Source organism: Rhodococcus sp. G6(2025) (genome assembly GCF_058628105.1).
Window position 1 is genome coordinate 83,913 of record NZ_CP179750.1, and the last position, 26,692, is coordinate 110,604.

The 26,692-nt window shown below is 67.6% G+C and carries 25 protein-coding genes; 8 read left to right on the forward strand and 17 right to left on the reverse strand.

Annotated features, from left to right (window positions below):
* The first annotated feature begins 21 nt into the window (after positions 1-21).
* Positions 22-1,014, forward strand: a complete 993-nt coding sequence (locus tag ACLIVD_RS00415; protein ID WP_491931728.1) for a GlxA family transcriptional regulator — start codon at positions 22-24, stop codon at positions 1,012-1,014.
* On the opposite strand, the gene ACLIVD_RS00420 is transcribed toward ACLIVD_RS00415, so the two are convergent.
* Both ACLIVD_RS00420 and ACLIVD_RS00425 read right to left on the reverse strand, forming a co-directional pair.
* Positions 992-2,392 (reverse strand): hypothetical protein, encoded by a 1,401-nt coding sequence (locus ACLIVD_RS00420; RefSeq protein ID WP_491931729.1) that lies wholly within the window; start codon positions 2,390-2,392, stop codon positions 992-994. The genes ACLIVD_RS00415 and ACLIVD_RS00420 overlap by 23 nt on opposite strands.
* A gap of 6 nt (positions 2,393-2,398) precedes the next feature.
* Positions 2,399-2,797 (reverse strand): DUF7144 family membrane protein, encoded by a 399-nt coding sequence (locus tag ACLIVD_RS00425; protein WP_105414911.1) that lies wholly within the window; start codon positions 2,795-2,797, stop codon positions 2,399-2,401.
* Between the two features lie 165 nt (positions 2,798-2,962).
* On the opposite strand from ACLIVD_RS00425, the gene ACLIVD_RS00430 reads away from it, so the two are divergent.
* Complete coding sequence (locus ACLIVD_RS00430) at positions 2,963-3,370, forward strand: DUF7144 family membrane protein (RefSeq protein ID WP_491931730.1); 408 nt, start codon at positions 2,963-2,965, stop codon at positions 3,368-3,370.
* 26 nt (positions 3,371-3,396) lie between these two features.
* On the opposite strand, the gene ACLIVD_RS00435 is transcribed toward ACLIVD_RS00430, so the two are convergent.
* Complete coding sequence (locus ACLIVD_RS00435; protein ID WP_283353094.1) at positions 3,397-4,005, reverse strand: potassium channel family protein; 609 nt, start codon at positions 4,003-4,005, stop codon at positions 3,397-3,399.
* Between the two features lie 103 nt (positions 4,006-4,108).
* Positions 4,109-4,891: an MBL fold metallo-hydrolase gene (locus tag ACLIVD_RS00440; protein ID WP_283335807.1), complete on the reverse strand. Its 783-nt coding sequence runs from the start codon at positions 4,889-4,891 to the stop codon at positions 4,109-4,111.
* A 34-nt stretch (positions 4,892-4,925) separates the two neighbouring features.
* Between ACLIVD_RS00440 and ACLIVD_RS00445 the strand changes: the two genes are divergently transcribed.
* Positions 4,926-6,956 (forward strand): alkaline phosphatase family protein, encoded by a 2,031-nt coding sequence (locus ACLIVD_RS00445; RefSeq protein WP_491932972.1) that lies wholly within the window; start codon positions 4,926-4,928, stop codon positions 6,954-6,956.
* Between the two features lie 130 nt (positions 6,957-7,086).
* Entirely contained in the window at positions 7,087-8,436 is a 1,350-nt protein-coding gene (locus tag ACLIVD_RS00450) for a diacylglycerol/lipid kinase family protein (RefSeq protein ID WP_491931731.1), read from the forward strand.
* A 4-nt stretch (positions 8,437-8,440) separates the two neighbouring features.
* Here ACLIVD_RS00450 and ACLIVD_RS00455 read toward each other — a convergent pair whose 3' ends face one another.
* Genes ACLIVD_RS00455 through ACLIVD_RS00470 form a run of 4 tightly spaced genes read right to left on the reverse strand, consistent with a single transcriptional unit; the run spans position 8,441 to position 14,219 of the window.
* Positions 8,441-10,156 (reverse strand): SulP family inorganic anion transporter, encoded by a 1,716-nt coding sequence (locus tag ACLIVD_RS00455; protein ID WP_283335805.1) that lies wholly within the window; start codon positions 10,154-10,156, stop codon positions 8,441-8,443.
* Positions 10,157-10,165: 9 nt separating this feature from the next.
* Entirely contained in the window at positions 10,166-12,925 is a 2,760-nt protein-coding gene (locus ACLIVD_RS00460; protein WP_283335804.1) for a cation-translocating P-type ATPase, read from the reverse strand.
* Between the two features lie 27 nt (positions 12,926-12,952).
* On the reverse strand, positions 12,953-13,795 hold the full coding sequence (gene ppk2 / locus ACLIVD_RS00465; protein ID WP_491931732.1) for a polyphosphate kinase 2: 843 nt from the start codon (positions 13,793-13,795) through the stop codon (positions 12,953-12,955).
* A 25-nt stretch (positions 13,796-13,820) separates the two neighbouring features.
* Positions 13,821-14,219: a DUF7144 family membrane protein gene (locus ACLIVD_RS00470; protein WP_009476827.1), complete on the reverse strand. Its 399-nt coding sequence runs from the start codon at positions 14,217-14,219 to the stop codon at positions 13,821-13,823.
* Positions 14,220-14,435: 216 nt separating this feature from the next.
* On the opposite strand from ACLIVD_RS00470, the gene ACLIVD_RS00475 reads away from it, so the two are divergent.
* The 4 genes from ACLIVD_RS00475 to ACLIVD_RS00490 all read left to right on the forward strand — a co-directional run bounded on the left by ACLIVD_RS00475 (position 14,436) and on the right by ACLIVD_RS00490 (position 17,476).
* Entirely contained in the window at positions 14,436-14,660 is a 225-nt protein-coding gene (locus ACLIVD_RS00475; protein ID WP_283353090.1) for a three-helix bundle dimerization domain-containing protein, read from the forward strand.
* Between the two features lie 80 nt (positions 14,661-14,740).
* Complete coding sequence (locus ACLIVD_RS00480) at positions 14,741-15,190, forward strand: DUF6325 family protein (RefSeq protein ID WP_011596324.1); 450 nt, start codon at positions 14,741-14,743, stop codon at positions 15,188-15,190.
* A 62-nt stretch (positions 15,191-15,252) separates the two neighbouring features.
* Entirely contained in the window at positions 15,253-15,630 is a 378-nt protein-coding gene (locus ACLIVD_RS00485; RefSeq protein ID WP_283335801.1) for an SHOCT domain-containing protein, read from the forward strand.
* A 130-nt stretch (positions 15,631-15,760) separates the two neighbouring features.
* On the forward strand, positions 15,761-17,476 hold the full coding sequence (locus ACLIVD_RS00490) for an alpha/beta hydrolase (RefSeq protein WP_491931733.1): 1,716 nt from the start codon (positions 15,761-15,763) through the stop codon (positions 17,474-17,476).
* A 20-nt stretch (positions 17,477-17,496) separates the two neighbouring features.
* On the opposite strand, the gene ACLIVD_RS00495 is transcribed toward ACLIVD_RS00490, so the two are convergent.
* The 9 genes from ACLIVD_RS00495 to ACLIVD_RS00535 all read right to left on the reverse strand — a co-directional run bounded on the left by ACLIVD_RS00495 (position 17,497) and on the right by ACLIVD_RS00535 (position 26,657).
* Positions 17,497-18,327, reverse strand: coding sequence for an alpha/beta fold hydrolase (locus ACLIVD_RS00495; RefSeq protein ID WP_491931734.1), 831 nt, complete (start codon positions 18,325-18,327; stop codon positions 17,497-17,499).
* Complete coding sequence (locus ACLIVD_RS00500) at positions 18,324-18,776, reverse strand: MaoC family dehydratase (protein ID WP_280782851.1); 453 nt, start codon at positions 18,774-18,776, stop codon at positions 18,324-18,326. The genes ACLIVD_RS00495 and ACLIVD_RS00500 overlap by 4 nt, the downstream gene beginning before the upstream one ends.
* Positions 18,777-18,803: 27 nt before the next feature.
* Entirely contained in the window at positions 18,804-20,501 is a 1,698-nt protein-coding gene (locus tag ACLIVD_RS00505; protein WP_491931735.1) for a PHA/PHB synthase family protein, read from the reverse strand.
* Between the two features lie 16 nt (positions 20,502-20,517).
* Positions 20,518-22,089, reverse strand: a complete 1,572-nt coding sequence (locus ACLIVD_RS00510) for a long-chain-fatty-acid--CoA ligase (protein ID WP_283353085.1) — start codon at positions 22,087-22,089, stop codon at positions 20,518-20,520.
* Positions 22,090-22,125: 36 nt separating this feature from the next.
* Entirely contained in the window at positions 22,126-22,773 is a 648-nt protein-coding gene (locus ACLIVD_RS00515) for a CoA transferase subunit B (protein ID WP_317570924.1), read from the reverse strand.
* A gap of 1 nt (position 22,774) precedes the next feature.
* The gene (locus ACLIVD_RS00520; RefSeq protein WP_491931736.1) at positions 22,775-23,533 is read right to left on the reverse strand and encodes a CoA transferase subunit A; all 759 of its coding nucleotides are present in this window, start codon (positions 23,531-23,533) and stop codon (positions 22,775-22,777) included.
* Positions 23,530-24,138, reverse strand: a complete 609-nt coding sequence (locus ACLIVD_RS00525; RefSeq protein ID WP_283335793.1) for an RBBP9/YdeN family alpha/beta hydrolase — start codon at positions 24,136-24,138, stop codon at positions 23,530-23,532. Before ACLIVD_RS00525 ends, ACLIVD_RS00520 begins: the two co-directional genes overlap by 4 nt.
* A 27-nt stretch (positions 24,139-24,165) precedes the next feature.
* Entirely contained in the window at positions 24,166-25,497 is a 1,332-nt protein-coding gene (locus ACLIVD_RS00530; RefSeq protein WP_283353081.1) for an MFS transporter, read from the reverse strand.
* A 107-nt stretch (positions 25,498-25,604) separates the two neighbouring features.
* A complete protein-coding gene (locus ACLIVD_RS00535; protein WP_491931737.1) occupies positions 25,605-26,657 on the reverse strand; it encodes a beta-keto acid cleavage family enzyme in 1,053 nt (350 codons plus the stop codon).
* Positions 26,658-26,692 lie beyond the last annotated feature (35 nt).

Here is a 26,692-nt window from a genome sequence, read left to right on the forward strand (position 1 = left end):
AACATATGAAAGAATCTGGCCATGGTCGAACGTCATCGTGTGGTCGTGCTCGCCCTGGACGGTGTGATCCCGTTCGAACTCGGCATTCCGTCGCGGGTCTTCGGACGGGCGGAGGACGCTGACGGGAACCCGCTGTACGACGTGCAGACCTGCACGGCGGACGGACGGCCCGTGCGTTCGGACGCCGATTTCTCGGTGTCCGTCGATCACGGGCCCGAGTTGCTGGCCGAGGCCGACACGGTGGTGATCCCGGCGTCCTACGAACTCGGCCCGGCCTACGACGACGGGCATCTGCCTCCGAACCTCGAGGCGGCTCTCGACTTCGTCCGGCCGGGCACGCGCTACGTCTCCATCTGCACCGGCTCCTACATCCTCGCCGCGGCCGGGCTGCTCGACGGACTGCGCGCCACCACGCACTGGCGCAACGCCGAACACTTCCAGCGCACCTATCCGCAGGTCCGGGTCGATCCCGACGTGCTGTTCGTCGACGAGGGGCACATCCTCACCTCGGCAGGCGTCGCCGCCGGACTCGACCTCTGCCTCCACATCGTGCGCCGCGACCACGGTTCCGACGTCGCCAATCGGGTGGCGCGCCGATGCGTCGTCCCACCGTGGCGCGACGGCGGGCAGGCGCAGTACATCGAGCGGCCGATCCCGGAGATCACGGCGGAGTCCACCGCGACCACCCGGGACTGGGCGCTGGATCGGCTGGGTGAGTCGCTGACGCTGAGCCGGATGGCCGCGCACGCGAACATGAGTGTCCGCACGTTCACGCGGCGGTTCGGTGAAGAGGTCGGCACCACCCCGAACCGCTGGCTGATCACCCACCGGGTCGACCGCGCGCGACAACTCCTCGAGACCACCGACCTGTCCGTCGACGTCATCGCCCGCGAGGTCGGTTTCGGGACCGCGGTGTCCCTGCGTCAGCACATGGGCGCCGTGCTCGGCGTCCCCCCGTCGGCGTATCGCAGAACGTTTCGGGGTCAGGCGCTCACGACGAAGGCACCGGCGTAGATCCCGAGTCGTGTTCCGTGGCTGTGCGGGCCGGGCGGATGAGCAGTTCGAGTGCCGCGAGCGCGAGTAGGGCGATGAAGACGATCCACAACACGACCAGTCCGGTGGGGTAGCGCCAGAACATCAGCAGCAGAGCCGCGACGCCGATGATGGTGCAGCGCAGTGGAATTCGGAGTTGGTTGGCCCACCGTTCCACCTCGTTCGGCGGTCGGCCTGCGCCGGACTTGCGGGCGAAGTCCAGTGCCTGCCCGAACCCACGACGGACGGCGGTCGCGGACGACGAGCCGCCGGTGAGGAAGGCGCCGATCGCGATCGCCAGACCGAGGACGGCGACCGCACGCAGACTCGTCCGCAGCGGTACCAGGACGGTGTCGATGACCGCTGCCGCCGCGTCGGGCGACAGGATGTCGGGTGGGACGCTGTCGAGGTAGATGGCGCGTCCGACGAGAATCCCGATCGCGAGGATGAGCATTCCCAGGGCGATCGACAGGCCGGCGAGGGAGAGCGCGCGCAGCCGTCGGCCACTGGGGGCGACGGCGACCGCGGCGGCGGCGCAGGCGATTCCCAGCCACGGCAGGATCGCCGAGGCCTTGTCGAGGGCGTTGACGGCGCGCTGCGCCTTCACCAGCTCGGGGGACTGGAACAGCACGAATTGCTTGTCGACCGCGGGGATCTTGTCGGCGAACGCGAAACCACGCTCGGTCAGCGCGGCCTTCACATTGTCGATGACGGTGCCCAGGGAAATGCTGACGGTGCCGCTCTGGTCGACCTCCACCGAGCTGAGACCGTAGTTGCCCGTCATCACCGCCACGAGTGCGTTGTGCGCCGAACGGTTCGCCTGGATCCAGAGGTCTTCGAACTGCTGGGACTGCACGAGTGAGCTGACGGTGTCGTGGACGAAGTTCTTTGCCTGGCTGGTGATCACCGGTGCGAGGCCGACCACGGCCGCGTCCAGCCGGGGAGCGTTCGCAGCGACATTCGAGACGTCGGTCAACGCCTCGAGTGCGTCCTTGGTGAGCCCTTCGACGTCGACTCGGGTGAAGATCTCGTCGGTGATCTGGTTCGTGATGTCCGCTTGGAGGGCCGGATTCGACCCCAGCGGGGTCACCGTGCTCACGTAGCGGTCGGTGTCGAGGATCTGACTTCTCGTGAAGCGTGCGGTGACCGACGCGAGTGCGAGAACGGCGACCAGGACCAGCAGAATCGTGACGGCCGTCCAACGTAATCCGTTCCGGGGTGGGTGGGCGACCGGTTCTGCCGGAACACCTGCGGCGGCGCCCGCGGCCTGTCCGCGCAGCGTCGCCACCTCGTCGCGCAACCGGAGAAGTTCGGCGCGTTCGTCCTTGTCCAGTGAGCCGGTGCTCGTGCCGTCTTCCATTGCGGATCAGATCACTTCGGGATTCCAGGTGGCGACCGCCCAGATCACGACGGCGTTCAGCGCGATGATCGTGATCGCCCACCCGGGGTAGTAGGGCAACCACAGGAAGTTGACGAAGATCGACAGGGCGCACAGCACCATCGCGCCGACACGCGCCCAGGTAGCCCCCGTGAACAGTGCCGCACCGACGGCCGCGACGATCACGCCGAGCACGAGATGGATCCAGCCCCAGGTAGTGACGTCGAATTGGTAGGTGTACTCGATGCCGACGACGATCACGTCGTCCTTGGCTACCGCGGAGATCCCCTGGAGGAACTCGAGCACGCCGACGGTGACGAGAAGAACCGCCCCGCCCATCGACGTTCCCTTTGCCACACCTTGCTTGACCAGCGATTCATCGGACATGACCGTTCCTCTTTCGTCACCGTACGAAATGAACTGGCGAAAGTAAGTATCCTCCGTCGGATCACCCCTTGTCAGGAAGATGCCCGGACGGGTGCGTATTGACCTCGCTCGACGCGGCGACGGAAAATATCTGCAGGCCAAGGTTTGTCCGGAAAGGGGATCGCGATGTCCGACGAGTCGTTGGTCAAGCAGGGGGTCGCTGCCGCGACGTCCATGGTGGCAGCGATAGTTTTGCTCACTATCGGAATTCTCCATGTGCTGTCGGGCATCTCGGCGCTCATGAAGGACGACCTCGTCGTGGCGGGCGCCGAGTACATCTACCAGTTCGACACGACCGCGTGGGGCTGGATTCACCTGGTGCTCGGTGTGATCGTTGCGGCCGTCGGTGTCATGTTGTTCACCGGGGCGACGTGGGCCCGCGTCGGCGCCATGGTGATCTGTGCTCTCTCGCTCCTCGCCAATTTTCTGTGGCTGCCCCACTACCCGTGGTGGTCGGTCGTCATGATCGTGCTGGACGTGTTCGTGATCTGGGCTGTCGCGACATGGAAGCCGGGCTATGAGGACCGGCTCTAGGTCGCGAACCCGTCGAGTACCGGTCGTCAGGGCCCTGCCGGGTCACGGGCGATCCCGGGCTTTCGCCGCCAGCGAACCGACGCGGTCAGCACCCGGATGCCCAACGAGATCAGGATCAGGTTGCCGATGAGTTGTGCCGACACCACCGCCCGCGCGGTTTCCGTGGTGGCCACGATGTCACCGAATCCGACTGTGGTGAATACCGTCAGGGTGAAGTAGAGGGAATCGAGGCGGGTCAACACTTCGCTGAAGTTGTCCTGGCCCGAGAGCGAGAGCAGAAAGTACGTCGTCGCGTAGCCGACGAGGTAGACCCCCACAGTGACGGCCAACGCCTCGACCGCCTGCACGACCGGGTATTCGGCACGCAGCACCCTGCGGATCTGCCAGACGTACACCGCGCAGACCACAGCGAGACCACCGACCACCAGGGACACGGTGCGAAGGTTGTCGACCGTGGTGAAGGGCAGCAGGAAATATGCGCCCACCAGCACTACCGTGGCGCACACCGGGCGCAGGATCGCCGGAACCAGCACACGCGCCCGCGCATGGCGGGAGAGACTTCGCACGCCGTCCTCGTCCATCGACACCGCCCAGCTCACCACCTTGTCGGCGATGGTGCGACTTGAAATTGCCACCTCCAGTTTCCGCCGATCGAGGAGCCGACCAGAGCGCTTTGGCCGTCTTTGCGCCTCGGAGCGCACCCACACGTCGATCGACACGGTTTCGGAGCAACCGAATTCACACCCCGAGTTCGCCACCCGGGTGCAACTCCACCGCAACGACACCCGCCCTCTCGGCGTGGTGGACGAATTCCGCGCCCGGACCGAAGAACAACCGGGGGCGCACGGCGTCGAGGCCGATCGGCCACAGTGTTCCGTAGTGGATCGGCACCGCCAGGCCCGCCTCCACCAGGCGTGCGACGACCGCGGCGCGAGTCGGGTCGAGGTGACCCTTGCCGAGGGTCGGACCCCAGCCCCCGACGGGTAGCAGCGCGAGATCGACAGGGCCGACGTGGTCGGCGAGGTCCGGGTACAGGTCGGTGTCGCCGGCGAAGTAGGTCCGCCGGTCACCCTCGACGACGTACCCGACCGCGGGCGCGATCTGCGGGCCGCGCCGCCAGCGCCTGCCGTCGTGTCGGGCGGGCACGGCGCGCACGGTGACGTTGCCGATTCGTGCCTCTTCGCCCGGCCGCAGCAATACCAGGCGGTCGGCGAACTGTCGCAGCGCCGGCAGGCCGTCGACCGCCCGCCACGGTGCCACGATCGGTACGTCCGGATCGAGCATCCGCAGCGACGGCAGGTGCGTGTGGTCGGCGTGCAGGTGCGAGAGCAGGACTGCGTCCGGGTTGCGCACGTGCGGCCCGATCGGTGCGGGCCCTCGGCGGCGTCGTAGGTGCGCGACGTGGTCGGTCAGCACCGGATCGGTCAGGACGACCGTCCCGCGGTCCACGATCAGCGCGCTGGAATGTCCGAGCCAGCGCACACCGGGTGCGGCGGCAACCGGACCCGGCGTTGCGCTCACACCCTTACGATTCCAGATGACGAAAGGCGGTGCGATGCGCACGGTGGGAGGCGTGGTGCGGGTGCTCGTCGAATTCTTCGTGCTGTGGGGGTCGTCGGCGCTCGCGATCATCGTGCTCGACCGCATCCTCCGCGGCATCATCCTGGACCGGTCGAGCTTCGCTCCGATCCCGACGCTCCCGGCCGCGCTGGTGCTCGCGTTGGTGTTCGGCCTGCTCAACGCCGCGCTGTGGCCGGTGATGATGCGGTGCATGTCGTGGATCGGCCCGGTGCTGCTGTTCGTCGGGGTGTTCCTCGCCGGCGGTGTGATCATGCTGTTGACGCTGTACCTGGTACCAGTCGCGTCGGTGGACCAGCCGCGCGATGCGTTCTACCTCGCGGCGCTGCTCTCGCTGTTCACCTCCGTGATTTCGGGCGCGATCGCGTCCCGCTCCGATACCGCCTACCGACTGATGCAGGTGCGCCGACAGCGGTTCCGCTTGCGTCGCAACGCCGCGCTCGTGGACGCGTCCCCGGGGCTGTTGTGTATCCAGATCGACGGCCTCGGTTACGACGTGCTGCGTCGCGCGATCGCCGACGGCGTGACGCCCGGGCTGGCGAAGTTGGTGCGCGAGACCCACCAGCTGGTGCCGTGGCACACCGACTGGAGCAGTCAGACGGGTGCGACCCAGCTGGGCGTGCTGCACGGTTCCAACCACAACGTGCCGGCGTTTCGCTGGTACGACAAGACGACCGAGCACATTTCGGTGTTCAGCAACCCGGCCGACAACGAGCAGCGCGAACTCGAACGCACGGACATTCGTGGCCTGCTGGCGCACGACGGTGCGAGCCGCGGCAACCTGTTCACCGGCGGCGCGCACGACAACGTGCTCGTCGTCAGCCGCATGCGCGGTGCCCGCCTCGGCGGCGGTGCCGGCTACAGCGACTATTTCGCGGACCCGGCGAGCGCGCTGCGCACGTTCATCCGGATGGTCGCGGAACTGCAACGGGAACTGCGCCAGTCACTGCGCCAGAAGCGGAAGGACATCCAGCCGCGGGTGCCGCGGGGTGGGGTCTATCCGTTTGTGCGGGCGTTCGCGACCGTGCTCGCCACCGACGTCGCCGCCGCCGCGGTGGTCGGCGATCTGATCAAGGGGCGCAGTGTCGTCTACGTCGACCTGATCGGCTATGACGAGGTGTCGCACCACTCCGGCATTTCCCGGCCGGAGACCCTTGCGGTGCTGACCAAACTCGACGACGTCATCGAGATGCTGCTCGCCGTGGTGGGGCAGGCCGATCGGCCCTACCGCGTCGTCGTGTTGTCCGATCACGGGCAGAGTCAGGGCGCGACCTTCCTGCAGCGCTACGGGGAAACCCTGGGGCAGTTGGTCATCCGGCTTGCCGCACAGCGCGAACCGGTCGCGGGGAAGCGCCACTGGTACGAGCGCGAATCCGACGCCTCCCGACAGCCCGGGGCGGAGGGGCGCGGCTACGCCGCGGCCAGCGTGCACTCGCCGACGGCCGGCGAAGAGGCGCACGCCTCCACGGGCGAGCCGATCGTGCTCGGCTCGGGCAATCTCGGCCTGATCTACTTCCCACACCTGCCCGGCCGCGCCGATGTAAATGCCATCGAGGCTGCCCATCCCGGGCTGCTCACCGGGCTCCGCGAGCATCCCGGGGTCGGCTTCCTGCTCGTTGCCGCCCCGGGCGGGTCCGTGGTGCTCGGGCCCCACGGCCAGGTCGACGTGACGACCGGCGAGGTCACGGGCGAGAACCCGCTCGCGGTGATGGGCCCCGACGCGCTGGCGAAGGTGCGACGCACCGACACCTTCGACAACGTCGCCGACATCATGGTCGGCGGCGCATACTGGCCCGAGACCGACGAGGTCGCGGCGTTCGAGGAGCAGGTCGGGTCGCACGGCGGAATGGGCGGACCGCAGAGCACTCCGTTTCTCATCTACCCCGCCGACCTGCCCGCACCGCCCGACCCGCTGCACGGCGCCGAGGCCGTGCACAGGGTGCTCGCCGGATGGCGGGACCTCTCGACGGGATCGCGCGCAGGCGACCTATCGGGAACTGGCGCTTGACGGCTGGCGAAGACCCGCAGCCCAAGACGTGCAATGTGCTGCGCTCGCCTCCGCGCACGGCGGAAGATGGAATACGACGGGAAGTCGGACCGTCGCGAGGAAGTACGCGCCGCCGGTGAGGGGCAGTCACGTGAACAGATCAGGCACCGCCGATACCGGCGGCAGTGGCCGGCGCTGGTGGGCCCGTGTGGCGTTCGTATTCGCCGTCGGTGCGGCGGCGGTGCCCGTGCTGTTCGCCGGGGTGCTGGGCACCGTGGCGTTGCTCATCGTGGGGACCGGTGGCGTCGTGGTCACGGTGGCGGCGTTGTACTGGTTCCTCACCCGGCGCGGAGTGTTCAGGTGGATCTCCCTGGGAGTGGCGATTGTCGCGCCGATCGTCGTGCTGACACTGTTCGTCCGCGCACACCTGCTGTGGGTGGTGCTGCTCTCGTATGGCCTCGCTGTGCTGGCCGTCGTCTGCGCTCGCGCCGCTTTGCGTGGCAGACGTGCGGAGACGACCATGCCCGAATACCCTGCCCCGCCCGCGCAGCACCCGTTCCTGATCATGAATCCGCATTCCGGTGGCGGGAAGGTCACGAAATTCGACCTGAAGCGCAGAGCCGAGGAGCTGGGCGCCGACGTCGAGCTGCTCGAAGGGCCGGCCACCATCGACGTCACCGCACTGGCCCGGCGGGCGGTCGCGCAAGGGGCCGATCTGCTGGGGGTGGCGGGCGGAGACGGAACCCAGGCTCTCGTGGCGGCGGTCGCGGCGGAACACCACCTGCCGTTCCTCGTGATCAGTGCCGGAACCCGCAACCACTTCGCGATGGATCTCGGACTCGACCGCACCGATCCCACCCGATCGCTGGACGCACTCCGGGACGGTGTCGAGCTGCGTGTCGACCTCGGCACCATCAACGGCCGACCCTTCGTCAACAACGCGTCGTTCGGGGTCTACGCCGAAATCGTCCGCAGTCCCGCCTACCGCGACGACAAGGCCGCAACAGTGCTGACGCTGCTTCCCGATCTGCTCACCGGGCACGCGGGGCCTCGATTGGTCGCGCGGATCGGTGAGACGGCCGTGGAGGGACCGCAGGCGGTCCTGGTGAGCAACAATCCCTACGGCAACAGTGATCTGGCCGGTCTGAGCCGCCGGGACCGTCTCGATCGCGGTGTCCTCGGCGCGGTCACCGTGTCGGTGGCGAACACCCGGCAGGCGGTCGGTCTGCTGCGTCGCACCAATGTTCACGGTTTGACGCAGGAAACGGCGATCGAGGTGGTTGTGGACGCCGACACCCCGGAGATCCCCGTGGGAGTCGACGGCGAATCACTCATGCTCCGCACTCCGGTGCGGTGCACCATCGAACCGGACGCCCTGCGGGTGCGGGTGCCCAGGACGAGGCCCGGGGTGCGTCCGGCTGCGCCTGCATTCGACTGGGTGCGACTGTGGCGGGCGGCGCACGGCACTCGCACTGCGACAGGGGCGGCGCCCCGCGGTTGAGGGTTCAGCCGCCGGAAGGATCTCCGGTGTGGTCGGCTCGACTGTGAAATGCGGTGACAGCGGACTCGATGGTCGGATAGAAGTGCGACGAATCGAACCTGTCGCCCACCCCGAACCGGATGAGCCGATCCTTGATCGGGCCCTTCATCTCCGCGAACACCAACCGGATCTCTTTCCCTTCGAGATACGTGTCGAGGTCGACGAGTTCGTCGACGGCGGTGGTGTCGAGACCGGTGATCGGCTCGGACGCCACGACCACCCACTCGACCGGGGTCGGCGCGGCCGCCACCACCGAGCGCACGTATTCGTCGAAGATCTCGCCGTTGGCGAAGAAGAGGGGAGCGTCGAAGCGCACCAGCACCAGTCCGGGGATGCGGAGGCCGCCGGGGTGGCGTTGGACGTCGTGGAAGCCGGGGCGGTCGGGCGTCCGGACGAGTTCCGTGCGGTACGGCTGCCACGCCTGCGCGACCACCGCGACGAAGGACAACCCGATCGCGACGAGGATTCCCTGCAGCACGCCCACCAGGGCCACCCCGAGGAATGCCGCGACGGCGAGTCCGAACTCCACGGTGCTCATGCGCCACATCCGGACCATTCCACCGACATCGACCAGCGCGGTGGCGGCGACGATCACCACGGCCCCGAGTGTCGCGTCGGGGAGGTACGTGGTGACCCCGGGGGCGACGAGGACGAAGACCAGCACGGCGAGTGCTCCGACGACGCATGCCAGTTGGGTGCGGGCGCCGCTCTGTTCGGCCACCGGGGTCCGCGACCCGCTGGCGGAGACGGGGAACCCGCCGAACAGTCCGCCGGCGATGTTGGCCACGCCGACCGCCTTCATCTCCGTGCTGCCGTTCACGTCTTCACCGTGCCGGGCGGCGAACGTGCGGGACAGCACCCCCGTGTCGGCGAACGCGATCAGGGCGATACCGGCCGCGGGGCCGACGAGGTTCCCCACGTCCCCCCAGTCGACACCGCCGAACGACGGCAGCGGCAGGCCGGCGGGTAGGGCGCCGACCATCCCGATGTCGTCGGTGAGTCCGAGTGCCGCAGACAGGATGATCGCGCCGACCACGGCCACGAGGACACCGGGGATGCGGGGCACCCAGATGCGGAATCCGACGATGACGGCGAGGGAACCGATGCCCACGGCGGCGGCGACGGGGTCGATGTTGCCCTGTACCACGGACTTTCCGATCTCCCCGACCTCTCCGATGAGGCCGGACGCGTCGACGGAGAATCCGAGCAGCTTGGGCAGTTGGCCGACGACGACGATGAGCGCTATCGCATTGAGGTAGCCGAGCCGGATGGGCTTCGACAGCAGTTCGGTCACGAAGCCGAGATGCAGGAATCCGCCGACGAGGAGAATGAGGCCGACGAGGACGCCGAGGACGCCGGCGAGGGCGAGCGCGCTCTCCGGGTCGTCGGCCACGGCGAGCGGCAGGACCGCCGCGGCGATGAGCGGTGCCAGCGACGAGTCCGGGCCGAGCACGAGGATTTTCGACGGTCCCACCAGGGCATACGCGAGGAGCGGGATGATCGTCGCGTAGAGGCCGGCGTAGGCGGGCAACCCGGCGGCCTCCGCGTACCCCATCCCGGCGGGAATGAGCAGGGCGGTGAGGACGAGTCCGGCGGTGACGTCGGGGCGTAACCACTCCCGGCGGTATGCCCGCGCCGTCGCGATCCCGGGTAACCGGCCGAGGCTTCCTGTCCAGGACATGGTCGGGTCTCAGCGTGCGCGCTGGGGGTCGACGGCGGCGGGGGCGGTCATCGGTGCGGGCGGCTCCGAATGGAGGTGGCGCCGGCGCCGGAACGCCTTCTCCGCTTCGACGACGATCGGGATGATCAGCGACCACCCGAGGCAGGCGAGCCACTGGCCGCCGGTCAGCGACGTGGTCATGAGGAGGTCCTGGAGGAACCCAGCCTCGACCGCGAACACCGTCACGATGACCGGGATCGACAGGATCTTCAGTGCGCCGAGGATCGGTGGGGTGAGCCCGGACTCCGGGTCGCGCCGCATGACGAGCCCGGCGAGGATGGAACCGAACGACAGCACCACGAACGCCGTCGTCATGGGGACGGTCGCCTCCGTCGTGCTCATCTCGCCCGGCGCGAGGAGCATCGCGGCAAGCGTGACGGCGAACTGCAGGACGCCGTATGCCAGCCACTGCACGAACGCCCTCCGGTTGGCGATCGGCATCTGCGGGTCGCGGGGCGGCTTGTTCATCAGATCCGGCGCAGGCGGGTCGAGCATGATGACGGCGACCGGGAACAGCGTGATGAAGAAGTGCTGGAACAGCACCATCAGCGGGGTGAGCGCGACCCCGTCGTTGATGTCGAAAATGCTCGCGACGAGAAACAGCAGCACCAGCGAGAACAGTTTCGACATCTGGTATCGGATGTAGGACACGATCTTGTCGTAGATGTTGCGGCCCAACCGGATCGCGGTGATAAGGGTACCGAAATTGTCGTCGGTGAGCACCATCTTGCCCGCCTGTTTGGTGACTTCGCTCCCCGAGCCCATGGCTACGCCGATATCGGCCTTCTTCAGCGCGGCCGCGTCGTTGACGGCGTCCCCGGTCATCGCCACGACCGCGCCGTTCTTCTGCATGACGTCGGCCAGGCGTAGTTTGTCCTGGGGAGTGACGCGGCCGAACACGTGCAGGTTCGGGAGTGCGGCCGACAGTTCTTCATCGGTCATGGCCTGCAGTTCCGCACCACCGATCGCGCCCGGTCCGAGCCCGAGTTCGGCGCCGATCGCCGATGCCGTGATCGCGTGGTCGCCGGTGATCATGCGGACGTCGATGCCGGCCTCGTGGGCGGTGCGCACCGATTCGATCGCCTCCGGCCGAAGCGGGTCGATGATGCCGACCATGCCGACGAACGTGAGGTCCGCGACGTAGGACATGGGGTCGGCCACCGCGGCCTCCTCCTGCCCGTCGAGGCGGCGGACCGCGAAGGCCAGCACGCGAAGTCCCTTCTCGGACATGGTCCGATTCGCTGCCGTCAGTTCCTCCCGGACCTCGTCGAGCGGCACCTCCTGCCTGCCCGGCCGGAAGGCGGTCGCGCACCGCGCCAGGACCACGTCGGGCCCGCCCTTGACCAGTTCCACGAATTGGGTTCGGCCATCGACTTCCAGATGGTGGAACGTCGCCATGAACTTGTATGCGGAGTCGAACGGCACGGCGGCGACGCGCGGATACGTTCGCCGGGTCAGTGGGGCGTCGACACCGATCTTCGCCGCGAGCACCACCAGCGCGGCTTCCGTCGGGTCGCCGACGACCTCTCCGGTGCCGGAGACCGTGGCGTCGCTGTCGAGGCACAACCCGTACGCGAGCAGCGTGAAATCCGGGGCGGCCTCGCCCGCGACGTGGGTGATCTTCCCCGACTTGGCGTAACCCTCACCATCGACGGTGTACCACCGGCAGTGGAAGTACAGCGACCGCACGGTCATCTGGTTCATCGTCAGCGTGCCGGTCTTGTCCGAGTTGATCACGCTGGTCGCGCCGAGTGTCTCGACGTCCGTGAGGTTTTTCACGATGGCTTTGGCGTCGGCCAGCTGCCGTGCACCGTAGGCCAGCATCGCCTGGACGAACGTCGGCAGACCGGTGGGGATCGCGGAGACCCCCATGGAAATGCCGAGCAGCAGAAGCGTCGTCACGTCCTGTCCGCGAATCACCCCGATGATCACGATGATCGCCACCGAAGTCCACGCGATGACGCCGAGCACTTTCGTGAGCGAGTCCAGTTCGCGCTGCAGCGGGGACTTGCTCGGTGCGACCGCAGACAGCATCGACGCGATCTGGCCCATCTGGGTGTGCATTCCCGTCTCGGTGACCACCATGGTGGCGGTACCGCGGGTGACCGAGGTGTTCTGGAAACCCATGTTGCTGCGGTCGCCGAGAGAAACGTCGATGGTGCCGAGCGTCTGGGGGTCCTTCGCGACGGGTGCACTCTCACCCGTCAGTGCCGCCTCCTGGGTCTCCAAGGTGGCCGTCGTGAGCAGGCGGCCGTCCGCGGGGACGATGTCGCCCGCCTCGAGCTGCACGACGTCGCCCGGCACGAGCTCGGTGGCGTCGAGCTGGGTCAGAGTGCCGTCGCGGACCACCCGCGCCTGCGGTGTCTGCATCTTCGCCAGTGCGTCGACGCTGGCGCGCGCCTTCACTTCCTGCCGTGTGCCCAGCACGATGTTGAGCCCGACGAGAACCGCGACCACGATCGCCGTCGGGATTTCGCCGATGACGATGCTGACCACGGCCACCGCGACCAGCATCAGGTTCATGGGGTCCTTCAACTGCAGCAACGCGATCGACCACGTCGACGGCGCCGGCTCGGAGGCGATCTCGTTCGGACCGTGCCGTCGGCGACGTTCGTCCACTTCGCCGGCCGTCAGCCCCGCCTGCCGATCGGAGGCCAGTGCGGACACGACGGCGTCGGCGTCCTGGGCATGCCAGGCCGTCTGCGCTTGCGCGGGTTCCGTCGAGACCATGACCGCTCGTCCTTTCGGCTCGGATTCTCAGTAGGGGGTGGGAATCCAGTGCAGTGGTTGCCTCGGCGCCTCGTAGCCGTGCGGGCCCCGCCGCTCCGGCAAGGTGATGTCGGGGCGTTGGAGGGGTTCGTAGGGGATCTGGCTCAGCAGATGGCTGATGATGTTGAGCCGACCGCGTTTCTTGTCGTCGTTGACCGCGACGTACCAGGGCGCCCAGCCGGTGTCGGTGAAGTGGAACATCTCGTCCCGCGCCCGCGAGTAGTCGTACCAATGGGTGTACGACTTCAGGTCCAGGTCCGACAGCTTCCAGACCTTCCGCGGATCGTCGATCCTGCTCTGCAGGCGAAGCGTCTGTTGTTCCTCGCTCACCTCCAGCCAGTACTTCAGCAGGATGACGCCCGAGTCGACGATCGCGCGTTCGACCGTCGGGACGAGTTGGAGGAACTGCTGCGCTTCTTCTTCGGTGCAGAAACCCATCACCCGTTCGACGCCCGCGCGGTTGTACCAACTGCGGTCGAAGATGACGACCTCTCCGCCGGCCGGGAGATGGGGCAGGTACCGCTGCACGTACATCTGCGACTTCTCGCGATCGGTCGGGGCAGGCAAGGCGACGACACGGAATACGCGCGGACTGACCCGCTCGGTGATCGCCTTGATCACGCCGCCTTTCCCGGCGGTGTCGCGGCCCTCGAAGACGATGCAGATCCGCGCATCCGACGATTTCACCCACTCCTGCAATGCGACGAGTTCGCCGTGAAGCGGACGGAGTAGGCGGCGGTACTTCTTGTTCTTCATCGGTGCGGCAGGCTCGGCACCGTCCGGCCGGGGCAGGTCAAGGCCGGATTTCTCGTGCTTCGACTTCTTTCCCACGGCTTCTACCCTGGCCGCCGACTGCTCAGACCCGATCCGGATTCCAGGTCGACACGGCCCAGATCACCACCACGTCGAGCGCGATGATGAGCACCGACCACCACGGGTAGTAGGGAAGCCACAGGAAGTTGGCGAGTATGGAGACGGCCGCGATCACGATCGCGGACACTCGCGCCCATCCCGCGCCGGTGAACAGCGCGAGGCCGACGCCTGCGACGAGCACACCCAGCACGATGTGGATCCAGCCCCAGGTGGTCAGGTCGAACTTGTAGATGTAGTTCAGCCCCGCCACGAATACTTCGTTCTCGGCAACCGCAGCGATTCCTTGGAAGAGGTGGATGATCCCCACGGTCACCATGATGATGGCCGCCCCGATCGAAGTGCCTGCCGCGACGCCCTGCTTGACCGACGTTGTCTCGGACATGACCGTCCCTTTCCCTACTGCGAGCCCGGCGGCCCGGTACCTCCATTGTCCGCCGTTCCACCTGGCGGTAGTCGGGAAATTGGATTTCCGCGGACTCTGCGGATACTGGATTGATCCCAGAATCAGGCATATTCACCGCCCTGACACCGAAGCGAGTTGCTCGAGAGGCCATTTCGTGTCTTGACGGTGGTTTCGCAGCGGGACGACGATGAGTCGATGACCGGCGATGACGAACTGCTTCAGATCGAGCGGGTCATCGAACGCCTGACGACTCGGTATCCGGCCGCCTCACCCGTGGACGTCGAGCACATCGTGCGCACCGTTCACAAGCGCCTCGCGGAGTGCAGGATCCGTGATTTCGTACCCCTCCTCGTCGAGAAGGCGGCACGGCGCGAACTTGCCGACAGTACGGTGCCGGCCGCCGGTGACATTGTGCTCTAGCGGTGTCGTCGCGGGCTGGGTAATACTAGTGCGACGCCGTGTGTGGCTGTCGCTGCTGTCTTCAGAAGAGAGGTCCTGCAGTGAACGACACCGATTTCGACGAACTCGGGCCCATCGACTATCTCGTCGTGGAGTTTCCTGCCGACCGGAGACCCGACGGATCGGCGTTGCCCCTTCTGATCGACCTGGTCGAACGAAACATCATCCGGGTGCTCGATCTGATCTTCGTCCGTAAGGAAGCCGACGGATCACTCGCCGGTGTCGCCATCGAGGACCTCGGGCTCGACGGCGGTGTGGACGTGACGCTGTTCGCCGAGGCGGCGACGGGTCTGATCGACCGAACAGACCTCGAGGACGCGGCTGCCGTCCTGGCCCCCGGATGCTCCGGAGCGATCCTCGTCTACGAGAACTGCTGGGCCGCACCGTTCGCCTCCGCCCTCCGGCGCGAGGGCGCGCAGCTGGTGGCCTCCGGGCGAATCCCCGTCCAGGGCATTCTGGCGGCGCTCGACACGCTCGACACCACCAATTGAGATTCGAGGAGGCCGGAATCCTGGCCTGCTGACCGGAACACCTAGTGGACGGAGCGTCGAAAATGGAAGGTTTCTGGGAGTTCTTCTGGTTCATCTTCGTCTGTTTCGCCTTCGCGGCCTACTTGTCCGTGTTGTTCTCGATCATCACCGACCTGTTCCGGGATCGCGAGACCTCGGGGTGGGTCAAGGCGATCTGGATCCTCTTGCTGTTCGTCATTCCCTTCCTGTCGGCACTGGTGTATGTGATCGCCCGCGGCGACGGCATGGCGAAGCGGTCGATGGCCGCCGCTCATCAGGTCAAGCAGGCCCAGGACTCCTACATCCGCGACGTCGCCGGGAAGTCCCCGGCTCAGCAGATCACGGAAGCCAAGGCGCTGCTCGATTCCGGCGCGATCACCGACGCCGAGTTCCAGGCGATCAAGACGAAGACACTGGCGTAGCGTCGGTCGGCGGTCGGCCGGGCCGACTCGGCAGAAATCCGAACATCCCACGTGGGCTTCGGTGTTCACGGGACGTGGTGTGATTGCGGATTGCCGTCGATAGCGACTCTGTGACGGCTACGCTTGGTAGGTGCCGAACGATGTGATCGATGGTGCACCCGAGCGCGAAGCCGGTCCTGTCCGGCCACCCGGGCATCGTCGCTGGCTTCCGGACCGCTATGCCTTTGGGGGGCTGGTGGTCGCGGTCCTGTTAGTGTGGCTGTCGTTGACGCCGACACTGCTGCCGCGCGGTCCGTTCTTCCAGGGAGTGGTCACCGGCGTCTCGGCGGCGATCGGCTACGCCATCGGATTCCTCGGTTCCAAGTTGGTCCGCTACCTTGTGCAGCGGGAGGCGCCCACCCATGTGAAGGCAATGGTGCGCCGGGTGGCGTCGGTGATCGGAATCGTCGGAACCGTGGCGATACTGGTGTGGTTCTGGGATTGGCAGTCGCAGTTGCGGGCGATCATGAGTGCCGCACCGTTCCCGTGGTTCGGCTATCTCGTCATGGTGGTCGTGGCGGTGCTGATCTACGTCGGGTTGGTGGCGCTTGCCCGGGTGCTGCTGCGGGCGGTGTGGTGGGTCGAACGCAAGATCAGCCGGGTGGTGCCGCGGCGGATCTCGGCGACGGTCATCGGTGTACTGGTGGTGGCGCTGCTGTTCGCACTCGTCAACGGCGCCGCGGTGCGGGTGATCATGTCGGGGTTGAACAATTCGTTCGCCGCCGTCAACCAGGAGACCAAGGCCGGTGACGAGCCGCCGACGTCGTCGCTGCGTTCGGGGGGGCCGGACTCGCTTGTCACGTGGGATTCGCTGGGACGGCAGGGTCGTTCATTCATGTCGCGTGGCCCGACCGTCGAAGAATTGTCCGCGTTCAATGGTGGGCGGCCCGCGGTGGAGCCGATCCGGACGTACGCCGGGCTAGCCAGCGGCGGCGATTCGATCAGCGGGAACGCCCAGCTGGCAGCGGACGAACTCGAACGCGCCGGCGGGTTCGATCGCGCGGTGGTCGGCGTGGCCACTACCACCGGTACCGGGTGGATCAACGAGAGTCTCGCCTCGTCGCTGGAGTACATGTACAACGGCGACACCGCGATGGTCGGATTGCAGTACTCCTATCTGCCGAGTTGGCTGTCGTTCCTGGTCGACAAGGAGCGTGCGCACCAGGCCGGGGAGGCGTTGTTCGACGCGGTGTACGACAAGTGGAAGGTCTTGCCGCCGGAAACTCGTCCGAAGCTCGTCGTGATGGGAGAGAGCCTCGGATCCTTCGGGGGCGAAAGTGCATTCGGCAGTGTCGACGATGTCGAGGCCCGTACGGACGGTGTGTTGTTCACGGGACCGCCGAACGCGAACGAGATCTGGACCGACGTCACCACGAACCGCGATCCGGGCTCGCCCGAATGGCTGCCGATCTACGAGCAGGGCGAGACCGTCCGCTTCGGTGCGCGGGCGCAGGAGGACCTGCCGCGCCCCGACGCCCCGTGGGGACGGCCACGGATGGTCTATCTCCAACACCCGTCGGACCCGATCGTCTGGTGGTCGCCGGAACTCCTGCTGAGCGAGCCCGACTGGTTGAAGGAGGACCGTGGCTACGACGTCCTCGACAGCACACAGTGGTTCCCGTTCGTGACGTTCCTTCAGGTGGCGGCCGACATGGCGGTGTCGACGGGCGTTCCCGACGGGCACGGACACACGTACGTCGTCGACATCGCCGACGCGTGGAGCGCAATCCTGTCGCCCGAGGGCTGGACCCCGGCGGATACCGAGCGCCTGCGGACGACGCTCGCCGAGATGGGGGAGGACGGCTGACCTGTTGTGCGGGCCGGCGGCTACGGCGACGCGAGGAAGGACCTGACAGCGGGTGCGAGATCGGTTGCATTGGTGACGATGTCGAGGTGACCGCCGGGGTGCAGGTGCAGCGTCGCGTGCGGCAGGAGCGCGTTCATGATGTGGGCGTTGGCGATGGGAATGATCGGGTCGTCGGTGCCCGCGACGATCAGTGTGGGCTGCCGGATGAGCGGAAGTATCGGCAGGCTCGTCCACATCGCCCCCGCGAGGAGCTGGTGGAGATAACCGATGCGGGAGCCCGTGTGCATCTGTTTTCTGAAGACTCGCGCGACGGCTTCACCGCCGAGGCGGGCCGTGCCACCGTACAGGTCGCCGGCGATGGCAGCCGCATAGCCGGTGTCGGTGAACCGCCTCGGAGTCAGCATCTTCGCGAGCACACGCGGGTGGCCCGGAATCATCAGGGCCCCGGTCCCGGTGGCGACGAGGACGACGCGCCGACAGCGCCGCGGATTCTGCAGGGCGAACTGCTGGGCCAGCGCTCCGCCCCAGGACAAGCCGAGGATGTCGACGACATCGACCCCGATCTCGGTGAGGAGGCGGCTCAGGCCGCACGCGAGGGCAGGAATCCCGTACGGGACCGGTGAGGCCGACGAACCCCCAGTACCGGGCACGTCGAAACTGATGATCGTCGCCGCCGGATCCATCGCGGCGACCAGCGGGTCCAGTACTTCCAGGCCCGCTCCGATGCCGTTGCACAGAACCAGGGGCACACCGGTCCCGCGGCGGATCCGCACCCGGATCCGCCGACCCCCGACCGGAACGTCCCTGTCTTCGAACCGGTCGCCCCTGCCGAACAATTCGGTCACGCTCACGTGTAGAGCACCACGACGTCCGCGATGCATACCGGACGCGTTCCGCCGTCGATCTCGTAGGTCAACCCGAAGACTGCCTCGATGCCGGCCGGTTTCCGTTGCGCGGCGATCACGGACACTGTGACGCGCAGCGCGGAACCGACGGGCACGGGCGCCGGGAACCGCACCTTGTTCAGGCCGTAATTGAGGGCGGCGTGGACGCCGTCGACGGTGAGAACCTCGGCGAGGATGCTCGGGGCGAGCGACAGCGTGAGATAGCCGTGCGCGATGGTGCAGCCGAAGGGGCCATGGGCCGCGCGTTCGGGATCGGTGTGGATCCACTGGTGGTCCCCGGTCGCGTCGGCGAACAGATTCACCTGATCCTGAGCAATTTTGAGCGTGCCGGTGGTTCCGACGGTCTGTCCGACGAGCCCGAGGAGATCGGTGGGGTGGGCAAGGTTCATGGTCATGGTGTGCCTCTGATCGTGTCGTGCGGGTCAGCTGTGATGGACGTAGGTGCCCGGTGCCGGGGCGAGTGGCGGGAACTGCCGGGCACCGAGGCCGTGGGGTGCGTCGATGTCGGGTCCGCTGCGCTCGGCCAGCCAGCGGGCGTAGTCGGGCCACCACGAGTCGGACGCGGTCTCCGCCGCGGCCAGCCACTCGTCGGGAGTCTCCGGGACGGGCTGCCCGAATCGGAAGGACGCCCGCGGATTGCCCGGCGGGTTCACGAGTGAGGCGATGTGTCCGTTCGACGACAGCACGAAGCGGGAGTCCTTGCTGCCGAGCAGGCGAGCGCTCCGGTAGGTGGACTGCCACGGGCAGAGGTGGTCGGCGGAGCCGCCGACGACGTACGCGTCGGCGGTCACGGTGGCCAGGTCGACGGGTGTGCCGAGCATGGTCGCAGCGCCCGGCGTCGTCAGCGCGTTGCGCAGCCCGAGCAGGACGAGATCGCGGTGCAGTGCCGCCGCCATGCGGGTGGTGTCGGAGTTCCAGAACAGCACGTCGAAGGCGGCAGGAGCCCGGCCCTGCACGTAGTTGTTCACCCAGTACCGCCAGACCAGGTCGGTCGGACGCAGCCAGGCGAACATCTCGGCGAGGGTGCGGCCGTCGAGATATCCCTTGGCGGCCGAGTCGCGGATCGCGGCCGCGGCGGCGCGCTCGCTCATGACGGCAGCCGCGGTGCCGGCCTGGGTCTGGTCGAGGACGGTGACGGCCAGGGTGAGGCCGGCGATGCGGTCGCCCTCACCGATCTCGGCGAGATGTGCCGCGACCATCGCCGCGAGAATCCCACCCGAGCAGGTGCCCAGGACGTGGGCGCTGTCGGTCCCGGCAATGCACTGCGCCGTATCGAGCGCCTCCACGATCGCCGCGCCGTAGGTGTCGGCATCCCAGTCCCGGTGCCGGGCGTGGGGGTTGCGCCAGGAGATCGCGAAGACCTGCTGACCCTGCTGCAGGAGGTACTCGATCAGACTGCGGCCCGGTGCGATGTCGAGGATGTAGTACTTGTTGATGACGGGCGGGACGATCAACAGCGGTGTGGCGTGGACCTGTTCGGTCTGCGGCGTGTAGTGGATCAGTTCGAAGGTGCGGGTCTGCAGGACCACGGCGCCCTTCGTCGCAGCCACGTCCTCCCCGACGGCGAACGCGTCGGGTTCGACCATGGCGGGCACGCGCGGTTTCGACAGCATGTCGCGGACGAGCGCGCGGACTCCGCGTGCCGCACTGAGGCCGCCCGTGTCCACCATTGCCTTCCAGCCCAGCGGGCTGAGAAGTGGATTGTTGGTGGGGGACAGGCCTTCGACGAGGTTGTCGAGGACGAACCGCATCCGCTCGTGGTCACGCCAGTCCAGTTCGGCGTCGTCGAGCAGGGCCGCAGCGGTGTGCGACGTCGCGAGATACGCCTGCATCGCCCGGCGCAGGGCCGGATTCTGCTGCCACGCGGCGTCGCCGAAGCGTTTGTCCGACTTCGCGGGAGTTCGATCCGAGGTGCCGACGGCGATGGCGCCGAGTTCGCGGACGAGGGCGCCGCCGCGCCGGGCAACGGTACCCGGCCGGCCGGCGAGGCCGACCCCGAGACGGGTCCACGAGCTGTCGGGGAGCATGCGGGCGGCGACGCCGCGGGTTCCGCTGGTGAGCAGAAGGTCGAGGGGAGCGGTGAGCTCGTCGGGGATGGTGGGGAGGGGAGTGTCGCTCACGCTTGTGCTTTCGGTATCAGAGTGCGGCCGGGGCGCGGCCGAGTTCGCGTTTGAGGATCTTGCCGGTGGCGGTCATGGGAAGGGTGGTGACGAATTCGACGGTGCGGGGGTACTTGTAGCTCGCCATCTGCTGCTTGGCCCAGGCGATCACCTCGTCCGCGGTGACCCGTGCGCCGGGCTCGAGGATGACGTAGGCCTTGATCTCCTCGCCGTGACTGTCGTCGGGGACGCCGACGACGGCGGCGAGAGAAATGGCGTCGTGGCCGAGGAGGACTTCTTCGATCTCACGGGGGTACACGTTGAATCCGCCGCGCACGATCAGGTCCTTGGCCCGGTCGACGATGTAGTAGAAGCCGTCGTCGTCGACGCGGGCGAGGTCACCGGTCCGGAACCAGCCGTCCCGCAGCACTTCTGCCGTGGCGTCCGGGCGGTTGTAGTAGCCCTTCATGATGTTGTGGCCGCGCAACGCGATCTCGCCGATGTCACCGGCGCCGGTGACGGTGTTCCAGTCCTTGTCGACGAGCCGGGCCTCGATTCCCCACACGGGGACACCGATCGAGCCGGGCCGTGGATCGCCGCCGGGATCGCTGAACGTCGCGAGCGGCGAGGTCTCGGACAGTCCGTATCCCTCGAGGATCTGCACACCGAAGCGGTCGGCGAACCGGGTGAGGATCTCCACCGGCAGCGCGGCGCCACCGGAGATCGCGAGTCGCATGTTGCCGGCGATGCGGTCGATGTCGGCGGGGTGTTCGTCGAGGGCACCGAGCAGACCCCAGTACATGGTGGGCACCCCGGCGAAGACGGTGATGTTCTCCCGTTCGATGAGATCGAGTGCGGCGGCGGCCTCGAACCGGGGCAGCAGCACGAGAGTCGCCCCGACCGAGATGCCGGCATTGAGGGTGACGGTCTGGCCGAACGAGTGGAACAGCGGCAGGGTCACCAGGTACCGGTCGTGGGTGGCCGGTGTGCTGTCGAAGAGCCGGTTGGCGGTCAGCGCGTTGAGCACCATGTTGGCGTGGGTGAGCTCAGCGCCCTTGGGTTTTCCGGTGGTCCCGCTCGTGTAGAGGATGACGGCGGTGTCCCCGGGTTCGCGGACCACGGTCTCGACCTCGGCGTCGCGATCCGCGACGGCGTCCGCGAGTGTTCCGATGCCGTCGATCGTGGCGGGAGCGTCCGGGTCGGTGGTGATGCGGAACATGCTGCGGCAGTGCGGACTCTGCGTGAACGCGGAGCGCCCGTACTCGCCCATCGGCAGGTCGGGGGTGCCGTCGTAGCACAAGTACGCCTTGGCGTCGGAATCTGCGAGGTGATAAGCGATCTCGCGGTCCTTGAGGAGGACGTTGAGCGGTACGACCACCGCGCCGGCCTTGAGGATGCCGTAGTAGACGACGGGGAACTGGGGGATGTTGGGACAGGAGAGCGCGACCTTGTCACCGGGTTCGATGCCGCACGACATCAGCAGGTTCGCGACCTGGTTCGACCGGGCGTCGAGGTCGGCGTACGTCATCCGTGCGTCGCCGAGAATCAGGGCATCGCGGTCGGGGAATCGGCGGGCGGAGTCTTCGAGAAGGACGGAAAGGTTGAGCACGGGAGACTTTCTCGTGGTGGGAGGGTGGGAGAAGCGCTACGACAGCGCCGCTGCGGTGGCGGCGCGCACCAGGTCTTCGGTGACCCCGGGCGCGCACTCGCGCAACACGAGACCGGAGTCGGTGACGTCGACGACGGCTAGGTTGGTGATGACCCGGTGCACGACACCGCGTCCGGTGAGAGGCAGGGTGCAGCGTTCGACGATCTTCGGGGCACCGGACTTGTCGCAGTGCTCCATGACCACGATGACTTTGCGGGCGCCGTGCACGAGGTCCATCGCACCGCCCATGCCCTTGACCATCCTCCCCGGAACCATCCAGTTCGCGAGGTCGCCTGCCGCGGAGACCTGCATTCCGCCGAGGACGGCGGTGTCGATGTGGGCGCCGCGGATCATCCCGAAGCTGAGCGCCGAATCGAAGAACGACGCACCCGCGTTGACGGTGACCGTTTCCTTGCCTGCGTTGATCAGATCCGCATCCACCGCGTCCTCGTCCGGATACGGTCCGGTGCCGAGGATGCCGTTCTCGCTGTGCAGCGTCACGTCGAACCCCGCGGGCAGGAAGTTCGGGATCAGCGTGGGCAGCCCGATACCGAGGTTGACGTACTCACCCGGCGACAGTTCCCGGGCGGCACGGGCTGCCATGTCCTCGCGGGTCCAGCCGATCGTCTCGACGATGGTGGTCATGTCAGTCCTTCCTCGCGGCGACGGTGCGCTTCTCGATCTGCTTGTCCTGAGTCCCGGTGTGGACGATGCGGTCGACGAAGATCCCCGGCAGGTGCACCCGCGCCGGGTCGAGGACCCCGGGCTCGACGAGCTGCTCGACCTGTGCGATACAAATGCGGCCGGCCATCGCGGCGAGCGGGTTGAAGTTGCCTGCGGCCTTCGCGAACACGAGGTTGCCTTCGCTGTCGCCGATGCGAGCGTGGACGAGTGCGAAGTCGGCGGTGATCGACTCCTCGAGCACGTATTCGCGACCCGCGAACTCGCGGACCTCCTTCGGCGGAGACGCGACGGCCACCGACCCGTCGGCTGCGTACCGCCACGGCAGCCCGCCGTCGGACACGGGCGTTCCGACCCCGGCAGGGGTGAAGAACGCGGGGATCCCCGCACCGCCGGCACGCAGCTTCTCGGCCAGGGTGCCCTGCGGCGTCAGTTCGACCTCGAGTTCACCCGACAGGTACTGGCGGGCGAATTCCTTGTTCTCCCCGACATATGACGCGGTGACGCGGCGAATCCGGTTGCGGGTGAGCAGGATCCCGAGCCCGCGGTCGTCGACGCCGCAGTTGTTGGAGTACACCTCCAGGTCGGTGGCGTCACCGGCGGCGATCGCGGCGATCAGCTCGTCCGGGATGCCGCACAACCCGAACCCGCCGACCGCCAGCGACGCACCGGGCCCGATGTCCGCGACGGCGTCGGCGGCCGAACCGAACACTTTGCGCGTCATCGGGCATCTGCGTTCGCGAGGCCGGGGACGACCGTGCTCTCAATCAGTTCCCGAAGCAGTTCCTCGGCGTACGGCCAGTACCCGTAGCCGGCGGCGGGATTGAGGTGGCCGACCGCGCCGAGGTCGACGAGCTTGCTGCCCCACGACTCGGCCATCCCGGCGACCCGGCGGAATCGGGCCATCGGATCGTTGGTGCTGGCGGCGACGACGCTGGGGAACGGCAGCCGGCCCCGGGGGACGGGATCCCAGCCACCCTGCTCGAGTTCCCCGGGGGTGGGATACCCCGCGGGCAGTGGTTCCTCGAGGTCCGGTGGGGTGACCAGCAGGGCGCCCTGGACCGGGCGGGTGGACTGCTGCGCCCAGTGGACGGTGATCGCCACTCCCGCACTGTGAGCGACCAGCACGACCGGGCCGTCGATGTCGGCGACGACGGCGTCGAGGGCGGCGACCCGGGCCGCGAGGCTGAGCTTGTCCCGTTCGAGCGGCGGCACCGTCCGCGCGGTGTCGAGTCTCTCGGCGAGCAAGGTCTGCCAGTGGTCGGCGACGTGGTCCCGCAGTCCGGGCACGATCACCACGGTCGGTGCGGTGGAGGTGGAGGTGGTCACGGTCGACTCCAGTTCTTCGGAGGTGGATCAGGCGGGTGCGGTGGTGAGGGCGGCGAGCTTGCGGCGTCCGGCCGGGTAGGCGCGCTTGCCGAGGACGAGGGCGATGATCGCGACGATGTAGATCAGGGGAGCGATCTGCAAGGCAGTGACGAGCCCGAAGCGGTCGGCAAGCACCCCGACGACGAAGGGTCCCAGTGCCAGTCCGAGGAGGTTGTTGGCGAGGGTGAGCGTGCCGAAGGCCGAGGCGCGCACCGACGAGTGGGTGAGGTTCGCGACCATCGCGGCGATGGGGCCGGACGAGCCGGCGGAGAAGAAGGCACCGATACCGATCAGGACCAGTTGGGACGTGCCGGTCGGCAACTGGAACCCGGCGCCGAGGAAGACGAGGGAGATCACTCCGAAGACCACCGCGGTGGTCCATTTCCGAGCGGGATCGTTGCGGCTCACGCGGTCGGTGATGATGCCGCACACCACCATGCCGCTGCCGACGAGGAGGACGAAGATCGAGGCCATCGCACCGGCCTTGTCGAGGGCGAGACCGTAGGACCGGTTGAAGAAGCTCGGCAGCCACGCCAGAAGCACACCTGCGGTGAACATCTGGAGACCACCACCGATGTAGGCGAACACGACGGCGGGGGTGGTGAACAGGCTCGAGATCGGCGCGCGGAATCCGGCGGGGCCGGGTGCGTCGGCCGGGTCGTCGTCGGCCGCATGCTGCGCCAGTTTGCGTTCGGAGACCAGAGCCCGGAACAGGGCGACGAGCATGAGCCCGAAGACGGCCATCGCGGCGAACGACCAGCGCCAGCCGAGGTTGACGGCGATCACGCCGCCGAGGGCGACGCCGATCACGGACCCGAACGATCCGCCGCCCATGAAGGCGCCGCTGAGCGTGGAGTGCACTCGCGGGGCGAACACGCTGAGAACCACCGCGATGCCGACGCTGCCGTACGCGGCTTCACCCACGCCGACCAGGAAGCGGGCCCCGAGCATCTGCTCGTAGCTGCTCGCCACGGCGCAGAGCAGGGTGGCGAGGCTCCAGAGCACGGCCATCAGGAGCAGGCTCTTCACGCGACCCCACCGGTCGGCGAGCAGCGACAGCGGGAGGGTGAGCAGTCCGACCATCAGCGCGACGACGCTGCTGAGCGACGCCAGCTGTGAATCGGTCAGTGTCCATTCGGTTTTGAGGAGCGGGAAGACGGCACTGAGGACCTGCCGGGACATGTAGTCCGACAGCAGCAGACCGAAGGTGAGTGCGAAGACGATCCACGGATAGAACCGGGACCGGGAGGCCGGAGCGGTGCTCCCGGTGGTGGTATTCGGGGTGGTGGTGTTCAGGGCGGTGGTGGCAGGCAGTCCCATGAGGCCTCCTATGGCCGTCAGGAGTGATAAAGGGGTGGGGGAGAGAGCGGGCAGCGATCTACCCGCTCTCTCCCCGGTCGTGACCGAGATCCCCCCGGCGCCGGAACTCAGGCGTGGTGGGTGAAGCCCACCTGGCCGGGACGGCGGTTGGGCGCGTAGCCGAGCTTGACGAGGGTCTCGTCGGCGTCGGTGTAGGTCTGACCGATCCGGTAGATGTCGCGGGCCTCCTTGCCGGTGGCCACTTCGCGGCCCAGTTCACCCGCGACGCGGACCAACTGCTCGATCTGCTGGACGGAGGTCATCTTCTCGCCCTTGCGTCCCCAGATGGTGTCCTCGTTACCGCAACGGGGGTGCAGGCCCATCGCGATCGCCATCGCGTTGACCGGCAGCACGCTGCGCATCAGGGTCTCGAGGGTCAGGCAGGCGCCGTCCGGGACTCGCTGGATGAAGTTCATGATGTTGTACGGGTTGGGGCCGTCGAAGCCGCCGCCGATGCCGACCCAGGTCAGGTTGAGCGGGCCGGTGTAGATCCCGCGCCGGATGAGCCGCTCGACGGTCTCGAGCTGGGGGATGCTCGAGAGCTGGAAGTGCGGCTGAATTCCGGCGGCCTGCAGGCGACGCAGATGCTCCTCGACCCACGCCGGGCCTGCCGGTACCGTCATCTCCCGGTACGCCTCGGCGAGCTCGGGCCGCTCCATCGAGGTGCCGGCGATGTCGTCGGCGGTCATGAGTTCCATGATGTTCATCTGAGAGGTGTTGATCGCGATCGTCACCTGGTCGGGTGCGGGATCGAGGTCGGCCAGCATGTGCCGGGTGTCGTCCGAGAGCCACTTCGCATCCGCCCCTTCGCCTTCGGGTGCGAAGGAGATCGATCCGCCGACCTGCAGGATCATGTCCGGCACCGCCTGGCGGAGTCCGGCGAGCAACTCGTTGAACTTCGAGAGCCGCTTGGAGCCCTTGCCGTCGAGCTCACGGACGTGGATGTGCAGGACGGTGGCGCCGGCCTCGTAGCAGTCCACCGCTTTCTGGACGTGCTCGTCCATCGTCAGCGGCAGGTCTTCGCGGAAGTCGTCCGGCTCCCACTCGGGACCGTACGGGGCACAGGTGATGACCAGCTTCTCCTGGGTCTCGGGGAAGAGGGCGTCGTCGTGGAAGTGCATGGTGTTCTCCGTTCGAAATCGGATCTGATGAAAAG

Excerpts from the sequence above, each read along its gene's own strand:
- ACLIVD_RS00415 (WP_491931728.1), top strand. The coding sequence starts at position 22 with ATGGTCGAACGTCATCGTGTGGTCGTGCTCGCCCTGGACGGTGTGATC.
- ACLIVD_RS00420 (WP_491931729.1), bottom strand. The coding sequence starts at position 2,392 with ATGGAAGACGGCACGAGCACCGGCTCACTGGACAAGGACGAACGCGCC.
- ACLIVD_RS00425 (WP_105414911.1), bottom strand. The coding sequence starts at position 2,797 with ATGTCCGATGAATCGCTGGTCAAGCAAGGTGTGGCAAAGGGAACGTCG.
- ACLIVD_RS00430 (WP_491931730.1), top strand. The coding sequence starts at position 2,963 with ATGTCCGACGAGTCGTTGGTCAAGCAGGGGGTCGCTGCCGCGACGTCC.
- ACLIVD_RS00445 (WP_491932972.1), top strand. The coding sequence starts at position 4,926 with ATGCGCACGGTGGGAGGCGTGGTGCGGGTGCTCGTCGAATTCTTCGTG.
- ACLIVD_RS00455 (WP_283335805.1), bottom strand. The coding sequence starts at position 10,156 with ATGTCCTGGACAGGAAGCCTCGGCCGGTTACCCGGGATCGCGACGGCG.
- ACLIVD_RS00460 (WP_283335804.1), bottom strand. The coding sequence starts at position 12,925 with ATGGTCTCGACGGAACCCGCGCAAGCGCAGACGGCCTGGCATGCCCAG.
- ACLIVD_RS00470 (WP_009476827.1), bottom strand. The coding sequence starts at position 14,219 with ATGTCCGAGACAACGTCGGTCAAGCAGGGCGTCGCGGCAGGCACTTCG.
- ACLIVD_RS00475 (WP_283353090.1), top strand. The coding sequence starts at position 14,436 with ATGACCGGCGATGACGAACTGCTTCAGATCGAGCGGGTCATCGAACGC.
- ACLIVD_RS00485 (WP_283335801.1), top strand. The coding sequence starts at position 15,253 with ATGGAAGGTTTCTGGGAGTTCTTCTGGTTCATCTTCGTCTGTTTCGCC.
- ACLIVD_RS00500 (WP_280782851.1), bottom strand. The coding sequence starts at position 18,776 with ATGACCATGAACCTTGCCCACCCCACCGATCTCCTCGGGCTCGTCGGA.
- ACLIVD_RS00515 (WP_317570924.1), bottom strand. The coding sequence starts at position 22,773 with ATGACCACCATCGTCGAGACGATCGGCTGGACCCGCGAGGACATGGCA.
- ACLIVD_RS00520 (WP_491931736.1), bottom strand. The coding sequence starts at position 23,533 with ATGACGCGCAAAGTGTTCGGTTCGGCCGCCGACGCCGTCGCGGACATC.
- ACLIVD_RS00530 (WP_283353081.1), bottom strand. The coding sequence starts at position 25,497 with ATGGGACTGCCTGCCACCACCGCCCTGAACACCACCACCCCGAATACC.
- ACLIVD_RS00535 (WP_491931737.1), bottom strand. The coding sequence starts at position 26,657 with ATGCACTTCCACGACGACGCCCTCTTCCCCGAGACCCAGGAGAAGCTG.